The sequence below is a fragment of the Ensifer sp. Root954 genome (genome assembly GCF_001429005.1).
Lineage (GTDB): Bacteria > Pseudomonadota > Alphaproteobacteria > Rhizobiales > Rhizobiaceae > Ensifer > Ensifer adhaerens.
Map to the genome: position 1 here is coordinate 695,494 of NZ_LMJM01000023.1, position 18,156 is coordinate 713,649.

10 protein-coding genes, 1 tRNA gene, 1 pseudogene and 1 riboswitch are annotated in these 18,156 nt (G+C 62.3%); of the genes and pseudogenes, 9 read left to right on the forward strand and 3 right to left on the reverse strand.

The window, feature by feature from the left end; genetic code table 11:
* Nucleotides 1–13: 13 nt before the first annotated feature.
* From ASE71_RS17420 to ASE71_RS17445, 6 genes are all read left to right on the forward strand, one after another.
* On the forward strand, nucleotides 14–646 hold the full coding sequence (locus tag ASE71_RS17420; protein WP_034803630.1) for an ATP-dependent Clp protease proteolytic subunit: 633 nt from the start codon (nucleotides 14–16) through the stop codon (nucleotides 644–646).
* A gap of 284 nt (nucleotides 647–930) precedes the next feature.
* Entirely contained in the window at nucleotides 931–2,208 is a 1,278-nt protein-coding gene (gene clpX, locus ASE71_RS17425) for an ATP-dependent Clp protease ATP-binding subunit ClpX (protein ID WP_034803621.1), read from the forward strand.
* A gap of 384 nt (nucleotides 2,209–2,592) precedes the next feature.
* Nucleotides 2,593–5,013: an endopeptidase La gene (lon, locus tag ASE71_RS17430; RefSeq protein WP_060522188.1), complete on the forward strand. Its 2,421-nt coding sequence runs from the start codon at nucleotides 2,593–2,595 to the stop codon at nucleotides 5,011–5,013.
* A 220-nt stretch (nucleotides 5,014–5,233) separates the two neighbouring features.
* On the forward strand, nucleotides 5,234–5,509 hold the full coding sequence (gene hupB / locus ASE71_RS17435; protein ID WP_034803616.1) for a DNA-binding protein HupB: 276 nt from the start codon (nucleotides 5,234–5,236) through the stop codon (nucleotides 5,507–5,509).
* Nucleotides 5,510–5,633: 124 nt separating this feature from the next.
* A riboswitch (FMN riboswitch) is annotated at nucleotides 5,634–5,816 on the forward strand.
* Between the two features lie 87 nt (nucleotides 5,817–5,903).
* Nucleotides 5,904–6,818 carry a DMT family transporter gene (locus tag ASE71_RS17440; RefSeq protein ID WP_060522189.1) on the forward strand — a complete coding sequence of 305 codons (915 nt, stop codon included), beginning with the start codon at nucleotides 5,904–5,906 and terminating at the stop codon, nucleotides 6,816–6,818.
* 67 nt (nucleotides 6,819–6,885) lie between these two features.
* Nucleotides 6,886–9,093, forward strand: a complete 2,208-nt coding sequence (locus ASE71_RS17445) for an esterase-like activity of phytase family protein (protein ID WP_162251927.1) — start codon at nucleotides 6,886–6,888, stop codon at nucleotides 9,091–9,093.
* Nucleotides 9,094–9,190: 97 nt separating this feature from the next.
* On the opposite strand, the gene ASE71_RS17450 is transcribed toward ASE71_RS17445, so the two are convergent.
* Both ASE71_RS17450 and ASE71_RS17455 read right to left on the reverse strand, forming a co-directional pair.
* Entirely contained in the window at nucleotides 9,191–9,667 is a 477-nt protein-coding gene (locus tag ASE71_RS17450; protein ID WP_034803611.1) for a MarR family winged helix-turn-helix transcriptional regulator, read from the reverse strand.
* Between the two features lie 228 nt (nucleotides 9,668–9,895).
* Complete coding sequence (locus ASE71_RS17455) at nucleotides 9,896–11,734, reverse strand: methyl-accepting chemotaxis protein (protein ID WP_060522190.1); 1,839 nt, start codon at nucleotides 11,732–11,734, stop codon at nucleotides 9,896–9,898.
* Between the two features lie 379 nt (nucleotides 11,735–12,113).
* Here ASE71_RS17455 and ASE71_RS17460 point away from each other — a divergent pair, with 379 nt between their 5' ends.
* The 3 genes and pseudogenes from ASE71_RS17460 (at nucleotide 12,114) to ASE71_RS17470 (ending at nucleotide 17,334) form a co-directional block, all read left to right on the forward strand.
* Entirely contained in the window at nucleotides 12,114–13,394 is a 1,281-nt protein-coding gene (locus ASE71_RS17460) for a metallophosphoesterase family protein (RefSeq protein WP_060522191.1), read from the forward strand.
* Nucleotides 13,394–16,848 (forward strand): annotated as a pseudogene (locus ASE71_RS17465) (AAA family ATPase). Before ASE71_RS17460 ends, ASE71_RS17465 begins: the two are co-directional and overlap by 1 nt.
* A gap of 87 nt (nucleotides 16,849–16,935) precedes the next feature.
* On the forward strand, nucleotides 16,936–17,334 hold the full coding sequence (locus ASE71_RS17470; protein WP_060522192.1) for a cupin domain-containing protein: 399 nt from the start codon (nucleotides 16,936–16,938) through the stop codon (nucleotides 17,332–17,334).
* Between the two features lie 224 nt (nucleotides 17,335–17,558).
* Here the strand turns inward: ASE71_RS17470 and ASE71_RS17475 are convergent.
* Nucleotides 17,559–17,634 (reverse strand) — tRNA-Val (locus ASE71_RS17475).
* Nucleotides 17,635–18,156: the final 522 nt, after the last annotated feature.

Consider the following 18,156-nt stretch of genomic DNA (forward strand, 5'->3'; position numbering starts at 1 on the left):
ATGAAGGTTCGATATGAGAAATCCCGTTGATACCGCCCTGGCACTGGTGCCGATGGTTGTTGAACAGACCAACCGCGGTGAACGTTCCTACGATATCTTTTCGCGCCTTCTGAAGGAGCGCATCATCTTCGTGACCGGCCCGGTCGAAGACCAGATGGCAACGCTCGTCTGCGCCCAGCTTCTTTTCCTTGAAGCAGAAAACCCGAAGAAGGAAATCGCGCTCTACATCAATTCGCCGGGCGGCGTCGTCACGTCGGGCATGGCGATCTACGACACGATGCAGTTCATCAAGCCGGCCGTTTCGACGCTCTGCGTCGGTCAGGCCGCCTCGATGGGTTCGCTGCTCCTGGCCGCCGGCCACAAGGACATGCGTTTCGCCACGCCGAACGCGCGCATCATGGTTCACCAGCCCTCGGGCGGTTTCCAGGGCCAGGCCTCGGATATCGAGCGCCACGCCAAGGACATCCTGAAGATGAAGCGCCGCCTCAACGAGGTCTACGTCAAGCACTGCGGACGGACCTATGAAGAGGTTGAGCAGACGCTCGATCGCGATCATTTCATGAATGCGGACGAAGCTCTGAGCTGGGGCCTTGTCGACAAGGTTCTGACCTCGCGCGAAGAGATCGAGGGCGGCGAGCAGGCCTGATAACGCGCATTTGTGTCGGGATAGATGTAATTGTGACACAATTGTAATGGCTCAAGGGCTTTATCGACAGGGTAAAGCCGGTAATATGAACCATTAATGCTATGTTGGAATCTGTCAGCGTAGTGTTCGTTCGGAGTTGGGAGAGTCGTTGCGGCTGCGTCGGGCGTTTACGCCTGGGGCGGTGAGTACTCCCGGAAGCCCTGTTTGAGGTTGAGGCTCAGGGCAAATTGAGTGGTCCGCGATACTTATCTTGAAAGTGTCCGGCGTGCTGGAAGGAAGTGGAAATGAGCAAGGTCAGCGGAAGCAACGGCGGTGACTCGAAGAATACACTTTATTGTTCGTTCTGCGGCAAGAGCCAGCACGAAGTCCGAAAACTGATTGCCGGACCGACCGTGTTCATCTGCGATGAATGCGTCGAACTGTGCATGGATATCATTCGCGAAGAGAACAAGACCTCGATGGTCAAGTCCCGCGACGGTGTTCCGACCCCTCAGGAAATCATCAAGGTTCTGGACGAATACGTCATCGGCCAGCAGCAGGCGAAGCGCATCCTGTCGGTCGCCGTTCACAACCATTACAAGCGCCTGGCGCACGCCGCCAAGGGAAGCGACGTCGAGCTTGCGAAGTCGAACATCATGCTGGTCGGCCCGACCGGCTGCGGCAAGACCTATCTCGCCCAGACGCTCGCCCGCATCATCGACGTGCCGTTCACCATGGCCGACGCAACGACGCTGACCGAAGCCGGTTATGTCGGTGAAGACGTCGAGAACATTATCCTGAAGCTGCTTCAGGCTGCCGACTACAACGTCGAGCGCGCCCAGCGCGGCATCGTCTACATCGACGAAGTCGACAAGATTTCGCGCAAGTCCGACAACCCGTCGATAACCCGCGACGTATCGGGCGAGGGCGTGCAGCAGGCGCTTCTGAAGATCATGGAAGGCACGGTTGCCTCGGTACCGCCGCAGGGCGGCCGCAAGCATCCGCAGCAGGAATTCCTGCAGGTGGATACGACCAACATCCTGTTCATCTGCGGCGGTGCCTTTGCCGGCCTCGACAAGATCATCTCCGCCCGTGGTGAGAAGACCTCGATCGGTTTCGGCGCAACGGTCCGCTCGCCGGAAGATCGCCGTGTCGGCGAAGTTCTGCGTGAACTGGAGCCGGAAGATCTCGTCAAGTTCGGCCTGATCCCGGAATTCATCGGTCGTCTGCCGGTTCTGGCGACGCTCGAAGATCTCGATGAAGATGCGCTGATCCAGATCCTGTCCGAGCCGAAGAACGCTCTGATCAAGCAGTACCAGCGCCTGTTCGAGATGGAAGACGTCGAACTGACCTTCCACGAGGACGCGCTTCGCGAGATCGCGCGTCGGGCGATCGTGCGCAAGACCGGTGCCCGTGGCCTTCGCTCCATCATGGAGAAGATCCTGCTCGACACCATGTTCGAGCTGCCGACGCTCGAAGGCGTGCGCGAAGTGGTCATCTCGGACGAGGTGGTCAAGGGCGCTGCCCGGCCGCTCTACATCTACTCGGAACGGTCGGACGAAAAGACCAACGTTTCGGCCTGAGCGTCCTGAATTACCCTCTGAGAAGCCCGCCTCGTGCGGGCTTTTTCATGTCTGCTTCATGTGTTCACACTTAGCTGTTGAGACACCTGCGCCGGGGCGCAGATTTCACAATTCGATTGTTGCTAAAGTGCCGCAAACAACGCAATGATGTGACGATTCAATGAAGGACCTTAATGGTTGCGGTCCATGAGCTTGTAGTCCGTCGCAAGGTCCGCAACAGCATTGATGCGTAGTCAGAAGGACCCGGCCACTGTTTGTGGATGTCTGCGTCGAGCCTTGAAATGGACGCGGTCGCACTCCACTTTCATGTGGAAAATATGACAGCCGGGAGTGCCTGTAGGGCTCCCGGATACGGGCCCGAAATCGGGACGGAAAGGAAATGACATGACGAACAAAACGTCACCGGCGACTGAAAGCGCGACCTACCCGGTCCTGCCGCTCCGCGACATCGTAGTCTTCCCGCATATGATCGTGCCGCTTTTCGTCGGCCGCGAAAAATCGATCCGTGCGCTTGAGGAAGTCATGGGCACCGACAAGCAGATCATGCTTGCCACCCAGATCAACGCCACCGACGACGATCCGGAACCGTCCGCGATCTACGAAGTCGGTACCATCGCCAACGTTCTGCAACTGTTGAAGCTGCCCGACGGCACCGTCAAGGTACTGGTCGAGGGCCGCGCGCGCGCCAAAATCGACGGCTACACGCCGCGCGAGGAATTCTATGAGGCTGCGGCGCATAGCCTGAGCGAGCCGGAGGAAGATCCGGTCGAGATCGAGGCGCTCAGCCGCTCGGTCGTCTCCGAATTCGAAAGCTACGTAAAGCTCAACAAGAAGATCTCTCCCGAGGTCGTCGGCGTTGCCAGCCAGATCGAGGACTATTCGAAGCTGGCCGACACGGTCGCTTCGCACCTGTCGATCAAGATCGTCGAAAAGCAGGAAATGCTGGAGACCACCAGCGTGAAGATGCGCCTGGAAAAGGCGCTCGGCTTCATGGAAGGCGAGATCTCCGTCCTGCAGGTGGAAAAGCGCATCCGCTCGCGCGTCAAGCGCCAGATGGAGAAGACCCAGCGCGAGTACTACCTCAACGAACAGATGAAGGCGATCCAGAAGGAACTCGGCGACGGCGAGGACGGCCGCGACGAGATGGCCGAGCTCGAAGAGCGTATCGCCAAGACGAAGCTTTCCAAGGAAGCGCGCGAAAAGGCTGATGCAGAGCTGAAGAAGCTGCGACAGATGAGCCCGATGTCGGCGGAAGCCACCGTCGTTCGCAACTACCTGGATTGGCTGCTCGGCCTGCCCTGGGGCAAGAAGTCGAAGATCAAGACCGACCTGAACCATGCCGAGGAAGTGCTCAACGTCGATCATTTCGGCCTCGACAAGGTCAAGGAGCGCATCGTCGAGTATCTCGCCGTGCAGGCGCGTTCGACCAAGATCAAGGGCCCCATCCTGTGCCTCGTCGGCCCTCCGGGCGTCGGCAAGACCTCGCTCGCCAAGTCGATCGCCAAGGCGACCGGCCGCGAATATGTGCGCATGGCGCTGGGCGGCGTTCGTGACGAAGCCGAGATCCGTGGCCACCGCCGCACCTATATCGGCTCCATGCCGGGCAAGGTCGTTCAGTCGATGAAGAAGGCGAAGCGGTCCAACCCGCTGTTCCTGCTCGACGAAATCGACAAGATGGGCCAGGACTTCCGCGGCGATCCGTCGTCGGCGCTGCTCGAGGTGCTGGATCCGGAACAGAACTCGACCTTCATGGACCACTACCTGGAGGTCGAATACGACCTGTCCAACGTGATGTTCATCACCACCGCCAACACGCTGAATATCCCGGCGCCGTTGATGGACCGCATGGAAGTGATCCGCATCGCCGGCTACACGGAAGAGGAAAAGCTGGAAATCGCCAAGCGGCATCTGCTGCCGAAGGCGATCCGCGACCACGCGCTGCAGCCGAAGGAATTCTCGGTCACAGACGGCGCGCTGATGGCGGTCATCCAGACCTACACCCGCGAAGCCGGTGTGCGTAACTTCGAACGCGAGCTGATGAAGCTCGCCCGCAAGGCCGTGACCGAGATCATCAAGGGCAAGGCCAAGAAGGTCGAAGTGAACGCTGCCAACATCAACGACTATCTGGGCGTTCCGCGCTTCCGCCACGGCGAAGCCGAACGTGACGATCAGATCGGTGTTGTCACCGGTCTCGCATGGACTGAGGTCGGCGGCGAGCTTCTGACGATCGAAGGCGTCATGATGCCCGGCAAGGGCCGCATGACCGTCACCGGCAACCTGCGCGACGTGATGAAGGAATCGATTTCCGCGGCGGCTTCTTATGTCCGCTCGCGCGCAATCGACTTCGGCATCGAACCGCCGCTGTTCGACAAGCGTGACATCCACGTGCACGTACCGGAAGGTGCGACGCCGAAGGATGGCCCGTCGGCCGGCGTCGCGATGGCAACCACGATCGTGTCGATCATGACCGGCATCCCGATCTCCAAGGATGTCGCAATGACCGGCGAGATCACGCTGCGCGGCCGCGTGCTGCCGATCGGCGGTCTGAAGGAGAAGCTGCTGGCAGCGCTGCGGGGCGGCATCAAGAAGGTGCTGATCCCGGAAGAGAACGCCAAGGATCTCGCCGAGATCCCGGACAACGTGAAGAACGCGCTCGAAATCATCCCGGTTTCGCGGGTGGGCGAGGTGCTCGAACACGCTCTGGTGCGCATGCCGGAACCGATCGATTGGGACCCGGCAAACGAGCCGGCAACCGTAGCACCGGTTGATTCGCAGGACGAAGCAGGCTCCTCCGTCGCCCACTGACGGGCGCTTGAAAATGGGTGCAGCCGGCTCGCGCGGCGCTCATTTTGCAGAAAAATTGGGAAGACCGGCCATTGGCCGGTCTTTTTTGTTGTAAAAGCGCCCTGCAAGCCTTGCATTCCAAGGGATTAGGCGCAATTGGGAAAGGCAAGACGCGGGCGAAGCGCAAGCCGCCGCGCCTTAAAACACAGTCGTTTCGAACCAATCTGAAAGGGGTGGAAACATGAACAAAAATGAGCTCGTGTCTGCCGTTGCTGAGAAGGCCGGACTTTCCAAGACCGACGCATCTTCTGCAGTTGATGCAGTTTTCGAGACCATCCAGGCTGAGCTGAAGAACGGCGGCGACATTCGCCTGGTCGGCTTCGGCAACTTCTCGGTTTCGCGCCGCGAAGCCTCGAAGGGCCGTAACCCGTCCACGGGTGCGGAAGTTGACATCCCGGCACGCAACGTGCCGAAGTTCACGGCCGGCAAGGGCCTGAAGGATGCCGTCAACGGCTGATGAGATTTGCTTGGCGGCCGGACACGAGGCCGGCAGTCCAGGTATTCGAGGGTTCGGCGCAAGCCGGACCCTTTCGCATTTTGGGGGCAGCCCTTGCGGGTGTCCGTCATTTGCTCTAGGGCTTGCCCATTCTCAGGGCGGGGTGAAAGTCCCCACCGGCGGTAAGGGCATGACAGCGCGGCGTCTTGGAGACGCGCGAAGGTGGCCCAAGCCCGCGAGCGCCTTTCCTCGATTTTTGGGGAGAGGGTCAGCAGATCCGGTGCAACTCCGGAGCCGACGGTCATAGTCCGGATGAAAGAGAATGGTCGCTGGCACGAAGGGCAGGGATGCCCGGCGTCGTGCCGTGCGCTCATGCGTCCTGATTTGTGTTTGGTCCGCTTTCAGGGTGCATGACATGAATCAGACTTCCCTCGGCTTTTCCTCCTCGCGCGCCATGGCCGGAGCCGGCTTCATGGTGTTGGCCGGGATCGCTTTCGCCGGCCTCAATGTCGTCACCCAATGGCTGACGATGAAGCTCGGTTTTCCAGCCACCGCCATGGCGTTCTGGCAATATGCCTTCGCCTTCCTCTTCTCACTGCCGTTTCTGCGACGCGTCGGGCTGTCGGCCATGCGCACCGACTATCCCTGGCGTCACGTCGCGCGCGTGGTGTTGGCCGCCTTCGGTGTGGGGGCCTGGGTCTCCGGTCTGGCGCACGTGCCGATCTGGCAGGCGATCGCGCTGGTCATGACCTCGCCGTTCTTCATCATCCTCGGCGCCCGCCTGTTTCTCGGCGAACGCGTCGGCGCGGCGCGTTGGGCCGCAACCGCGGTCGGTTTCGCCGGGGCGATGATTATTCTCGAACCGTGGTCGGACAGCTTCAGCTGGGCCGCCCTTTTGCCGATCCTGTCGGCGCTGTTGTGGGGCGCTTCGTCGCTCATCACCAAGAGCCTCACAAGTCTCGAGCGCCCCGAAACGATCACCGTATGGCTGCTTGTGCTTCTGACGCCGATCAACGGCGCCATCGCGCTTTCGGCCGGCTTCACCATGCCGGATGGGACAGCACTCGGCTTCCTGCTGCTCGCCGGGATACTGACCGTAGTCGCACAATATCTGCTGACGCTCGCCTATACTGTTGCCGACGCTGCCTACGTGCAGCCCTTCGACGATCTGAAGCTGCCGCTTAACGTCTTTGCGGGCTGGCTGGTCTTCGGTTACGCGCCGACAGGATATCTTTGGGTCGGCGCAGTGCTGATCCTTGGCGCCTCGCTGTTCATCATGCGCAACGAGATGCGGCGCGAGCGCGCCGCGCCTGCAACCGGAACGGTGTAAAACCCAAGCGTTGTCATTCGGCTGTCATCGGCATCGCGCAGAACCCCCATGTTTTCAGTGTTCGCACATGGGGGATTTCATGACCATCACTTCGCGCGTGACCGCGCTTGCGGCCGTTCTTCTTGCATCCGCAGCATTTCCTGCGGCGGCCGAGCCCGTCTTCAACCGCATTGCATCCTTTGCTGTTGCCGATAACCTGCCGGAAGGCGATGCGCGCAAGGCGCTGACATCTGCCGAAATCATCACGGCCAGCGAAGACGGCAACACGCTTGTCTATTCCGACAGCCCCGGCAAGCGCGTCGGCCTGATCGACATCACCGATGCCAAGGCGCCGAAGGCAGCCGGCACGGTCTCTTTTGACGGCGAGCCGACCTCGGTCACCATCGCCGGTGCAAAGGCACTCGTCGCGGTCAACACGCGCGAAAGCTTCGTCAAGCCTTCGGGGCTTCTTGCGATCGTCGATCTGGCCTCGAAGAAAGTCGATGCGACCTGCGATCTCGGCGGCCAGCCGGATTCGATCGCCGTCAACAAGGACCGCACGCTGGCGGCCATCGCCATCGAGAACGAGCGCGATGAAGAGCTGAACGACGGCAAGATCCCGCAGATGCCGGCCGGCGACCTCGTCATCTTGTCTTTGAAGGATGGTGTTGCCGATTGCGGTTCGCTGAAGCGCGTGACGCTGACCGGTCTTGCCGAAATCGCCGGTGAAGACCCGGAGCCGGAATTCGTTTCCTTCAACGGCAAGGACGAGATCGCGCTGACGCTGCAGGAGAACAACCACATCGTCATCATCGACGGCAAGACGGGAACGGTGAAGACGCATTTCTCTGCCGGCACGGTCGACCTCAAGAACATCGACACCAAGCGCAACGGCGCGATTGCCTTCAAGGACGAGCAGCCGGGCCGCAAGCGCGAGCCCGACGCGGTGAAGTGGCTCGACGACAACCGCATCGTTGTTGCCAACGAAGGCGACTATGAAGGCGGTTCGCGCGGTTTCACGACCTTCGACACCACCGGCAAGGTGCTCTTCGAATCGGGCGCGAGCTTGGAGCATGCGATTGCCGCCATCGGCCACTATCCGGAGAAGCGCTCTTCGGCCAAGGGCGTTGAGCCCGAGGGCCTGGAAGCGGCGAAGTTCGGTGACGACAACCTGTTCTTCGTTCTGTCCGAGCGTGCCTCGATCGTCGGCGTCTACAAGGATACGGGCGCCGAGCCTGAGCTGCTGCAGCTCCTGCCGTCGGGCATCTCGCCGGAAGGCGCCGTCGCGATCCCCGCGCGCAATCTCCTTGCGACCGCAAACGAAGTCGATCTCGTCGAGGACGGCGGCGCGCGCTCGCACGTGATGATCTATGAGCGTGCCGAGGGCGAAGCGGTCTATCCGCAGATCCGCTCCGCCGAGAAGGATGGCCTGCCGATCGGCTTCGGCGCACTCTCCGGTCTCGCTGCCGTCGCCGACAAGCCCGGCTTCCTGCGCGCCGTCAACGATTCGGTCTACTCGTCGCAGCCCACGATCTTCACCATCGACGCCACCCAGAAGCCGGCGCTGATCGCCGAAGCGCTCGCCATCACCCGCGATGGCGCACCGGCGCAGAAGCTCGACATCGAAGGCATCGCCAATGACGGGGAAGGGGGCTTCTGGCTCGCGTCGGAAGGCAACTCCGACAAGCTCTACAGCCACGCCATCTTCCACGTGAACAAGAAGGGCGAGATCAAGAAGGAAATCGCCCTGCCGGAAGAGCTGCGTGCCGGCGAAACCCGCTTTGGCTTCGAAGGCATCACCGTTGTCGGCGAAGGCGACGAGCAGACGCTGTGGATGGCGGTTCAGCGCGAATGGAAGGATGACGAGAAGGGCTTCGTCAAGCTCGTCTCCTACAACGTGAAGAGCGAAGAATGGGGCGCCGTGCGCTACCCACTCGAAAAGGCCGGTGACGGCTGGGTTGGTCTGTCGGAAATTTCCGTCCACGGCGACTATGCCTATGTCATCGAGCGCGACAACCTGATCGGTCAGGCTGCCAAGCTGAAGAAGATCTATCGCGTTGCGCTCTCGGAACTGAAGCCAGCTGCCCTTGGCGGTGAACTGCCCGTCGTCAAGAAGGAAGAGGTTCGTGATCTCATTCCGGAACTGAAGGCGCTGAATGGCTACGTCGTCGACAAGGTCGAAGGCTTCACCGTCGATGCCGCCGGCAACGGCTATGTCGTCACCGACAATGACGGCGTCGACGACTCCTCTGGCGAAACCCTGTTCTTCTCCATTGGCGCCATCAACGCGATGTAAGCGTTACGGCCCGGAGAAAACGGGAGAGGCCGGGACATGACGTCCCGGCCTCTTTCTGTTTCGGCACTTGTGATTTGCGACGAGCGAGAACGCGCTCCTAGCGGGCGATCGCGATCTGCGCTGCCTCTTCGGCCTCATCCTTGCGCTTGCGGATCTCGTCCGTCCGGTCGACCAGTTTGCCGACGATATCAAAGAGCGCGTCGAGTTCTTCGTCGTCGAGGGCCGAGAAGATCTCCTCGAGCAGCTGCTTGCGCGGATGCTCTGCGGCTTCCAGTACGACGCGGCCCGTTTCGGTGATCGAGACGATCTTGGCGCGCCGGTCTTCAGGATCGGGCTTGCGCATGACCAGGCGGTCACGCTCCAGGCCGTCGATCGCTTCGGTGACGGTGCGCGGCGCGAAGTTCAGCGCGCAGGCGATGTCGGTCGAACGACAGGGGCCGAGCTTGCTGAGGAAGAAGAGGAACTTGCTGCGCGCCAGCGACACGCCTTCCTCGGTCATCGATTCGTTCACCAGCCGGTGAACCCGGTGGTAAAGTTCGAACAGTCTATCGGAAACTTCAAATGTCTTCTTCATGATCGTCGCTGGAATTTCATGAGGTGCCATGTGAAATGGCAGTAACATTAGTGATAGTTATAATTGCCGCATTTGTCGACACAAACCTCCGGCGTTTCACGGTAACTCCATCGCCGACAAAGAAACGGCCGCCATTTCTGGCGGCCGTTTCACTTGATGCGGCATGAAATTCTCGCGACAGGCGACCGTTTGCGCGTCACACGACTTGCGCGTCGCCTCCGATCGCGATTAGGCGGCCCAGCGCGCGCCGTTGGTCGACTGGGTGTAGCCGTGACCGCCAGCCTCGGCGAGCGTGAAGCGCGCGATCAGTTCGCGCAGACGGCCGGCTTCCTGGGCAAGCGTCGCGCTTGCCGCATTGGCTTCCTCGACCATCGCCGCGTTCTGCTGGGTGACCTGGTCCATCTGGTTGACGGCCGTATTGACCTCGGAGAGCCCGGCGGACTGTTCCTGTGCCGAGACGGCGATCGCGTCCATATGCTGGTTGATCGTGACGATGAAGCCTTCGATCGTGCGCAGAGCCTCGCCGGTTTCGCGCACGAGACGGACGCCGCTTTCGACTTCGACGGCGGAGTTGCGGATCAGATCCTTGATCTCCTTGGCCGCGTTGGCCGAGCGCTGGGCAAGCTCTCGCACTTCCTGGGCGACGACGGCGAAACCCTTGCCGGCATCACCGGCACGCGCTGCTTCGACGCCGGCGTTGAGCGCCAGCAGGTTGGTCTGGAAAGCGATCTCGTCGATCACGCCGATGATGTTGGAGATCTGGCTCGACGAATGCTCGATGCGGCCCATGGCGTCGACCGCGCCCGAGACGATCGCGCCGGACTTGCGGGCGCTTTCGTTGGCCTGGCCGGCAACGCTGCGGGCCTCGTGGGTGCGCTTTGACGAATTGCCGACATTGACCGTGATCTGGTCGAGTGCTGCCGCCGTTTCTTCCAGAGACGCTGCCTGCTGCTCGGTCCGGCGCGACAGGTCGTCGGCGCTCTGGCTGACTTCACGGGCACCGCTGTCGATGCTGCCAGATGCTGACGAGACGGCGGCAAGCGTGTCGGCGAGCTGGGCGACAGCCTGGTTCAGGTCGTGACGCAGCTGCTCGAAATCGGGCGAGAAGGGTTCGTTGAGCTGGAAGGCGAGATCGCCCGAAGCAAGGCGGCGCAGGCCGCTCGCAAGACCGGCGGTGGCTTCCTGAAGGCGGCGCTGGGCTGCTGCTTCCGCTTCTTCCGTCACGCGCAGACGCTCGGCTTCCGCTTTGGCGCGCTGTGTCTGGGCGTCGGCTTCGAGATGCTGATTGGCGATCGCCGCCTGGCGGAAGACCTCGACTGCACGGGCCATCTCGCCGATTTCGTCCTTGCGGGCGCCATAGGGGATGCTGCTGTCGGTGTCACCTTCGGCAAGGCGTGCCATTGAGCGGGTGATGATCTGGATCGGGCGAGCGATGCCGCGCACGGCATAGAGGATGGCGCCGAGCACGATGACGGCGGCAAGGGCGATGACGCCGATCTCGATCATGCGGATCTGGTCATGCGTGGCCGAGCTTGCGGCAACGGCGGCATCCGCGCCGGCGAGGTTCAGCGCCCGCATTTCCTTGATTGCCTCGTCGACCTTGCCTTCGGTCTCGCGCATCTCGACCTTGAAGACGCTCTGCGCCTTCATGTTCTCGAGGTTGTTGGAGAGCTTGACCATGCCTTCGGCGACGGAGAGATAGGCCTGATAGGCAGTCCGGACATTGTCGAGCGCCGCCTTGTCGGCATCGGTGACCATCAGGCTCGAATATTCGTCGGCGAGCTTGTTGAAGCCTGCGACGGTCTCACCGATGACCTTTTCCGCTGCCTTCTTTTCAAACGGCGTCAGGGAAATCAGATGGCGGGCAAACGCCATGCGGGTATCGGAAAGCTGCGTTTCGAGCGCGCGGGAAAGCGAGACGCGCGGTAGCCAAGTGGTGGCGATCTCGTTGTTGCGCTCGTTCATCATCTTGATGCCGCCGAGAGATGAAACGGCAAGCACCGAGACGATAACGGCGACCACGAGGAAAAGGGCAATAAGCGTGTGGGAAATCTTGAGCCGTGACATGGTACCCCCGGAAGGACGGCCGTCCGTAAAACTGTACTTGAATTAAGTCATTCCGGCTCTTGATCGTCATGACGGAGCGGATAGCCGAAGCAGGAATCATTCCGGTGCCTGGACGCGCTTGAAACGCAGCCGGGGCAAACCTATCGAACAAGATGTTACAAAAGCCCTAATCGATTAAAGTGAGTATAATCTCATATTTGCAGGCAGCGCCGCGATGTCTTGAACAGACGATGTTAACAATCGCCGCCAACCGCATTTGTATTAGCGCCGCCTTTACTTCAGCAGGCTGAAATATGCTTGCCGGTAGCCTGCGCATCTCGCAAGTGGATGACGTGTGACGGCTGATTGACGGGCGGTGGCGGGACGGCCATGGTCGGCCATGCCCTTCCGTTTCGTCCATACCGCAGACCTGCATCTCGATTCGCCTCTCCGCAGCCTCGCCCTTAGAAATGCCGACCTCGCAGAGATCGTGCGCGGGGCGTCGCGGCAGGCTCTGGTCAAGATCGTCGATCTCTGCATCGCCGAAGAGGCCGATGCCTTGCTGATTGCCGGCGATCTCTATGATGGCAGCCAGACGTCGATGAACACGGCCCTGTTTCTCGGACGGGAACTGCGCCGGCTGGATGAACACGGCATCCGCGTCTTCATCATCCGCGGCAACCACGACGCCCAGTCGCAGGTCACCAATGAACTGACCCTGCCGCCGTCCGCCCACGTCTTCAAGGGCAGGGCAAAGGCGGTGGTCGCCAAGACGCTGGCAAGCGGTCGCGACGTCTATGTGCACGGCGTAAGCTTCGCCAGCCCGCATGCGCCCGAAAGCCTGCTTCCGGCCTTCCAGCCGCCGGTGCCCGGCGCGGTGAACATCGGCATGCTGCACACGAGCCTCGCAGGGGCCGCGGGTCACGATCTCTATGCCCCCTGCAGCGTCGCCGATCTCGTTGCCCATGGCTTCGATTACTGGGCGCTTGGCCACATCCACCAGCGGCAGGTCCATGCGGCGGACCCCTTCATCGTGATGCCGGGTATGCCGCAGGGTCGCGACATCAATGAAGTCGGCGTGAAGAGCGTGTCGTTCGTCACGGTCGACGACGACGGCCATGTCAGTCTTGCCGAGCGGGCGATCGGCATCGCCAGCTTCGAACGCCTTCGTGTCGATCTGACGGGCATCACGGAATGGCGCGACATGCTCGATGCCGTCAGGCAGGCGCTTTCGCGCACCTGTGGTGAAGCGGCGGCAGAGAACGTCATCCTGCGTCTGACGCTCGCCGGCGCGACGCCCTTGGCCTGGCGCCTTCGCCGTGACGCGGACCTGTTGCGGGCGGAGATCGACAACATCGCCGCCGGCATCGCCGGCTGCTGGATCGAGAACGTCGAACTCACCTGCGGCAACGCCCGGACCGAAAAACCGGGCGCCATGCTCGATCCCGTCGAAGAGCTGGCGGCGCTCGTCGAAGCGGACGTCTTGCCGGCGCACGGGTTTCGCCAGGACGTGCTGGCGGCCGTGGAAGACGTCCTGCACCAGCTTCCGCCCGAGCTTCGCCAATCGCTGGCACCGGACGAAGAGGCGGTCGCGCGGCTGGCGTTTGAAGCCGGTGTGTCGGGAACCGCCGAGGTGCTCGCCCATCTTCATGGCGGTGGCGCCGGCGAGGGTGGCCACTGATGCGGATCAGCGCGCTCGATCTCGTCCGCTACGGCAAGTTTACCGATCGTCGCCTTGACTTCGGCGATGGCGTGCCCGGCACTCCCGACCTCCACATCGTCTACGGCCCCAACGAGGCTGGAAAGTCGACCCTGTTTTCCGGATTCCTGGATCTGCTCTTCGGCATCGAGCATTCGAGCCCCTACGGCTTCCTGCACCCTTACCAGACGATGCGCGTGGGCGGCACGATCGAAGCGGCCGGCCGCAGCGATCGCGTCTTCCGGATCAAGCGAAAGACGAACTCGCTGGTCGGCCTCGACGACCAGCCCTTGCCCGACAACCTGTTTTCCGGAGCGCTCGGCGCGATCGATCGCGACACCTACCAGATGATGTTCTCGCTGGACGACGAGAGCATCGAGAAGGGCGGCGAGGCGATCCTGAAAAGCGAAGGCGAACTCGGGTCGCTGCTGTTTTCGGCAAGCTCGGGCCTTCCGGACAGCACGGCGATCCTTGCAGCCCTGCGCGGGCAGGCCGACGGCTTCTACCGGCCACAGGCGCGCAAGCATCAGCTTGCGGAACTGAAAGGCGAGCTTGAGGCCCTGAGGGTCGAACGCAATGCGCTCGATATCAATGCACGCGAATATGCGGCGCTGCGTAAGACGCTGACGCAGGCGCGTGAACGCCACGATGAAGAGATCATGCGTCGAGCCGAGTTGCGGCTGGCGCGGGCCCGCCTGAAAGCCGAGGTCGAAGCGTTGCCCCATTTCGGCAGGCTGCGCGCCCTCCGCGCGGAACTGGCGGGCGCTCCGCCGCTGCCGGTACCGCCAGCGGAGTGGGCGAGTGAACTGCCGGCGCTTCGGCGCCAGGAGGCGGAGACCGAGATCAGGCTACGACAGATCGACAACGAGATGCAGCATCGCCGCGATGCGCTCGAGGAAATGCCGCTCGACAAGGAAGGCCTCTGCCTGATCGAGCGCCTGACCGCGCTTCAGGAAACCGCGCTTGATGCGCGTTATGTCACCGCGGCGCGCGACATGCCGTCTCGATTGGAGGATCTGGCGCGGACCGGGGCAGAAATTCTTGGCTGCCTGTTGCGGCTCGGCGAACCGGCCGACCGCGATCCCGCGTCGCTTTTACTTGCGGCCGGGACCGGCGCGCAGCTTCAGGATTTGGCGCGCCGGCACTCGGCCCTCGTCGAACGTGTCGCTTCGGCTCGCCTGGAGCTGCAGAGCGCCGTCGAATCGGATCGGGACGCTGAAGGCGATTTGCTACGGCTCGAAGAGCAGGGGGCAGCGGACGTCTCCGGGCTTGCCGAAAAGCTGTCGCTGCTGCGGCGCAGCGACTGCGTCCTGCGCAAGCAGGCGGCGCAACAGGCCATCGACCGGCTGGATGCGGAACTCGCCGACAAGCTTGTGCAACTGAGGCCCTTTGCCGGAACGGCCGATGACCTGCTCGCGCTCGACGCCCCGTCGCCGGCAACGCTGGAGACCTGGCGCAGGGCAGCTGCCAGTCAGGAGGAGCGGCATTTGCGAGTTGTCGACCGCATCGCCGCCGAGCAGGAGTTGCTGGCGGGGGACGAGGCGCGGCTGGCCGGGCTGTCCGCCGTTGGCGGCACGATGGACGATTTCTCGGCCTCAGCACTGCGTCAGCGCCGCAATAAAGCGTGGCGCCAGCACAAGGCGGAGCTTGCTCTGGAAACGGCCACTGCCTTCGAGCAGGCGATGAGCGAAGACGATGAGGTTTCCGCGCGACGCCTTGCGGACACGGCGCAGCTTGCCGACATGCGCGGCTTGTCGCTGTCGATCGCCGAGCGGCGTGCCCGGATCGAGACGCTGCGTCAGCAGGAGAAGCAATCTCTGGCCGACGCGGCGACGCAAGCGCAGGTTTTGGCAACAGCCGTCTTGGCCTGCGGCTTACCTAGCGTGATGCGTCTGACGCAGCTGGAGGCTTGGCTGACCACACGGCTTGCGGCGCTGGACCTGCGCGCGCATTTGCGCGCGGCGCGCCAGGATTTCGATCGCGCCCATTCCGAGGAGGCCGAAGCGATTGCCGGCTTGCGCGAGGAGCTTGCGGCCATAGATATCGACGGACGCCTGCCGGAGCGGCTCGACAACCTTCTCCTTGCCGCCGAGCAGGCGGTGTCGCAGGCGCGTGCGCTGGACGGCGCCCGCAATGCAGCCCGTGAGGCGGCAAGCGGGCGCGAACGCTTCTGGAAAGCCGGCAGTCGGCGCTCGATCTGGCTGAAGACGCGATGGACGCGTGGCAAGAACAATGGTCGGAACTTCTTGCCAAAAGCTGGCTGGCCGCGCGGAGCGAACCGCTGACGCCAGAGCAGACCGGTCCGATGCTGACGATCCTGCAGGAGCTCGATAAGCTGACGCAGCGCAAGGCCGACCTCGAATATCGCATCGCCGGCATGCGCAAGGACCAGGTTGAATTCGACCGTGCCATTGCCGAGCTTGCCCGCGGGACGGCCGCTGATGACACACTGACGACCTACATGACGTTGAAGACGCGCGCCGCCGAGGCGCAGCGGCTTTCGGATCGCCGCGCAACCTTCCTCGCCGAAATCGCCCGCCTGGAGGAAGAGCGGCGTGTCGCCTGTGCGGAGCGGGAACTCCATGTGGCGCGCAGGCGGCAGGTGCTTGAATTCTTCGACTGCGAAACGCTCGATGAGGCCGCGCAGCTATTCGAGGCCGGTCGGGAACAGCAGCGCCTGCGTGAACGCGTCGCCGAATCGGAGGCGGATCTTGCCTCCCGCCTTGATGTCGCCGAGAGCACGCAGGCGGAGGCTTTGCTCGCGGAACTCGATGACACGGCGGTGCGGCTGGAGCTGGCACGGCTGGATGCCGCACTCGAACAAAGCGACCGCGACGTGAGTGAACTGCATACGGAGATGCGGGAAAGAGAAAAGGCGCTCGCGGCTGTCGAAGGCGGCGACACGGTCGCAGAACTCGAACAGAAGCGGCGGACGTTGCTGCTCGACATCGAAAACAAGGCGCTTGCCAATCTGCGGCTTCGCGCCGGCGTAATCGCCGCCGAGACCGCGCTCCGGCTTTTCCGCGAGCGGCATCGCAGCGCAATGATGCGGCGCGCGTCGGAGACCTTCAGCCGGATCAGCGGCGGAGAATATTCCGGCCTGTCGGCGCAGTCCGACCGGGGACAGGAGTTCCTGATCGCCAATGCGTCGGCCGGCGGGTCGAAGCTTGCCAAGGATCTCTCCAAGGGCACGCGCTTTCAGCTCTACCTGGCGCTCAGAATCGCCGGCTATCACGAAATCGCAGCCGCGCGCGAATCGCTGCCCTTCATTGCCGACGACATCATGGAGACCTTCGACGACGGACGCGCCGGCCGCGCCTTCGAGCAGATGGCCGAAATGGCCCGCGTCGGCCAGGTGGTCTATCTGACGCACCACGAGCATCTTTGCGAGATCGCCCGTGAGGCCTGTCCGACTGTGACAATCCACAGGTTATGATAGGCTCGCGGGCGAGGCCGGGCCTGTTGGCCGTAGCGTACTTTCGCTGACGACGAGCGCCACACACGAAAATCGGAGGAACGAGATATGGACATCATACCCGGTGGATCGAGACCTTCGATACGCGCCCCGGCGGAATACTTCACCGGCACGGTACGCCAGGACCCGGTGATCGAGGCCGCAGACCCGGCGCGCGTCCGCGCTGTCAGCGTCACCTTCGAACCCGGCGCTCGGACGGCCTGGCATACGCACCCGCTCGGCCAGACCCTGGTTGTCACCGCCGGCCGTGGTCTCGTGCAAAGCTGGGGTGGCCCCGTGCAAGAGATTCGTATGGGCGATGTCGTCTGGTTCCCGCCGGGCGAAAAGCACTGGCACGGTGCAGCACCCGATACGGCCATGGTGCATCTTGCGATTCAGGAAGCGCTCGACGGCAAGGCTGTGGATTGGCTGGAGCATGTCAGCGACGAGCAGTATCGCGGCGGGTAGCGCCGGTGGGCCTATCGATACGTCGGGATTTGGCGGGTTTGCTGCTCCGGCGAGGCTGACGGTGCGGGTATCGCGATCGAGGCCGTCGAATCCCTGATTCCCGACTGTTGACGGCTGAGCTCTAAAGCCAAAGCAATTCGAAGCGGCAGGCCTATCGCAAACGGCACGCGATAACGCGAACAGCAATTTGAGCAGATTTGGTGATGATTTTCTGTGGGAGAAAATGGTGGGCGATGAGAGACTCGAACTCCCGACATCCTCGGTGTAAACGAGGCGCTCTACCAACTGAGCTAATCGCCCTTCCGCGTTTGGACCGGATCAGTCCGCCGCGTCGGTGGCCGTGATCTAGGCGTAACCGAAAAAAACCGCAAGAGCATTTGTATCGTTTTTATGATTTTTTTTGTTGGCGGTTGCGCGACACCCCGAAACTGCGGGCTTCGTGCTTGTGGACAAAATGCGCGGACGGCGCCTCGGTAACGGCGAACGGGGGGAGGGAGGGGAGGCAATCCGGAATCAGCCTCCGTGTACGCGCATCGACGAGTGCGTGTTGGGATAGGTGACGGCGGGCCGGTGGCGGCAGGCGCCATTGGTCCATTTCGATTTCGATCCTTTTATCGCCCTGTGGATCAATTTTCACTCCGTCACGGATTTGTCTTCAAACACGCTTGACACCCCAATCCGAACCGCTTAGTTAGCCGCTCATCGAACGGCGCTGCTGCTCGATGCGGGGCGGAAACGCCTCAACCAAGTCAAGATGATGCGGGTGTAGCTCAGTCGGTTAGAGTGCCGGCCTGTCACGCCGGAGGTCGCGGGTTCGAGCCC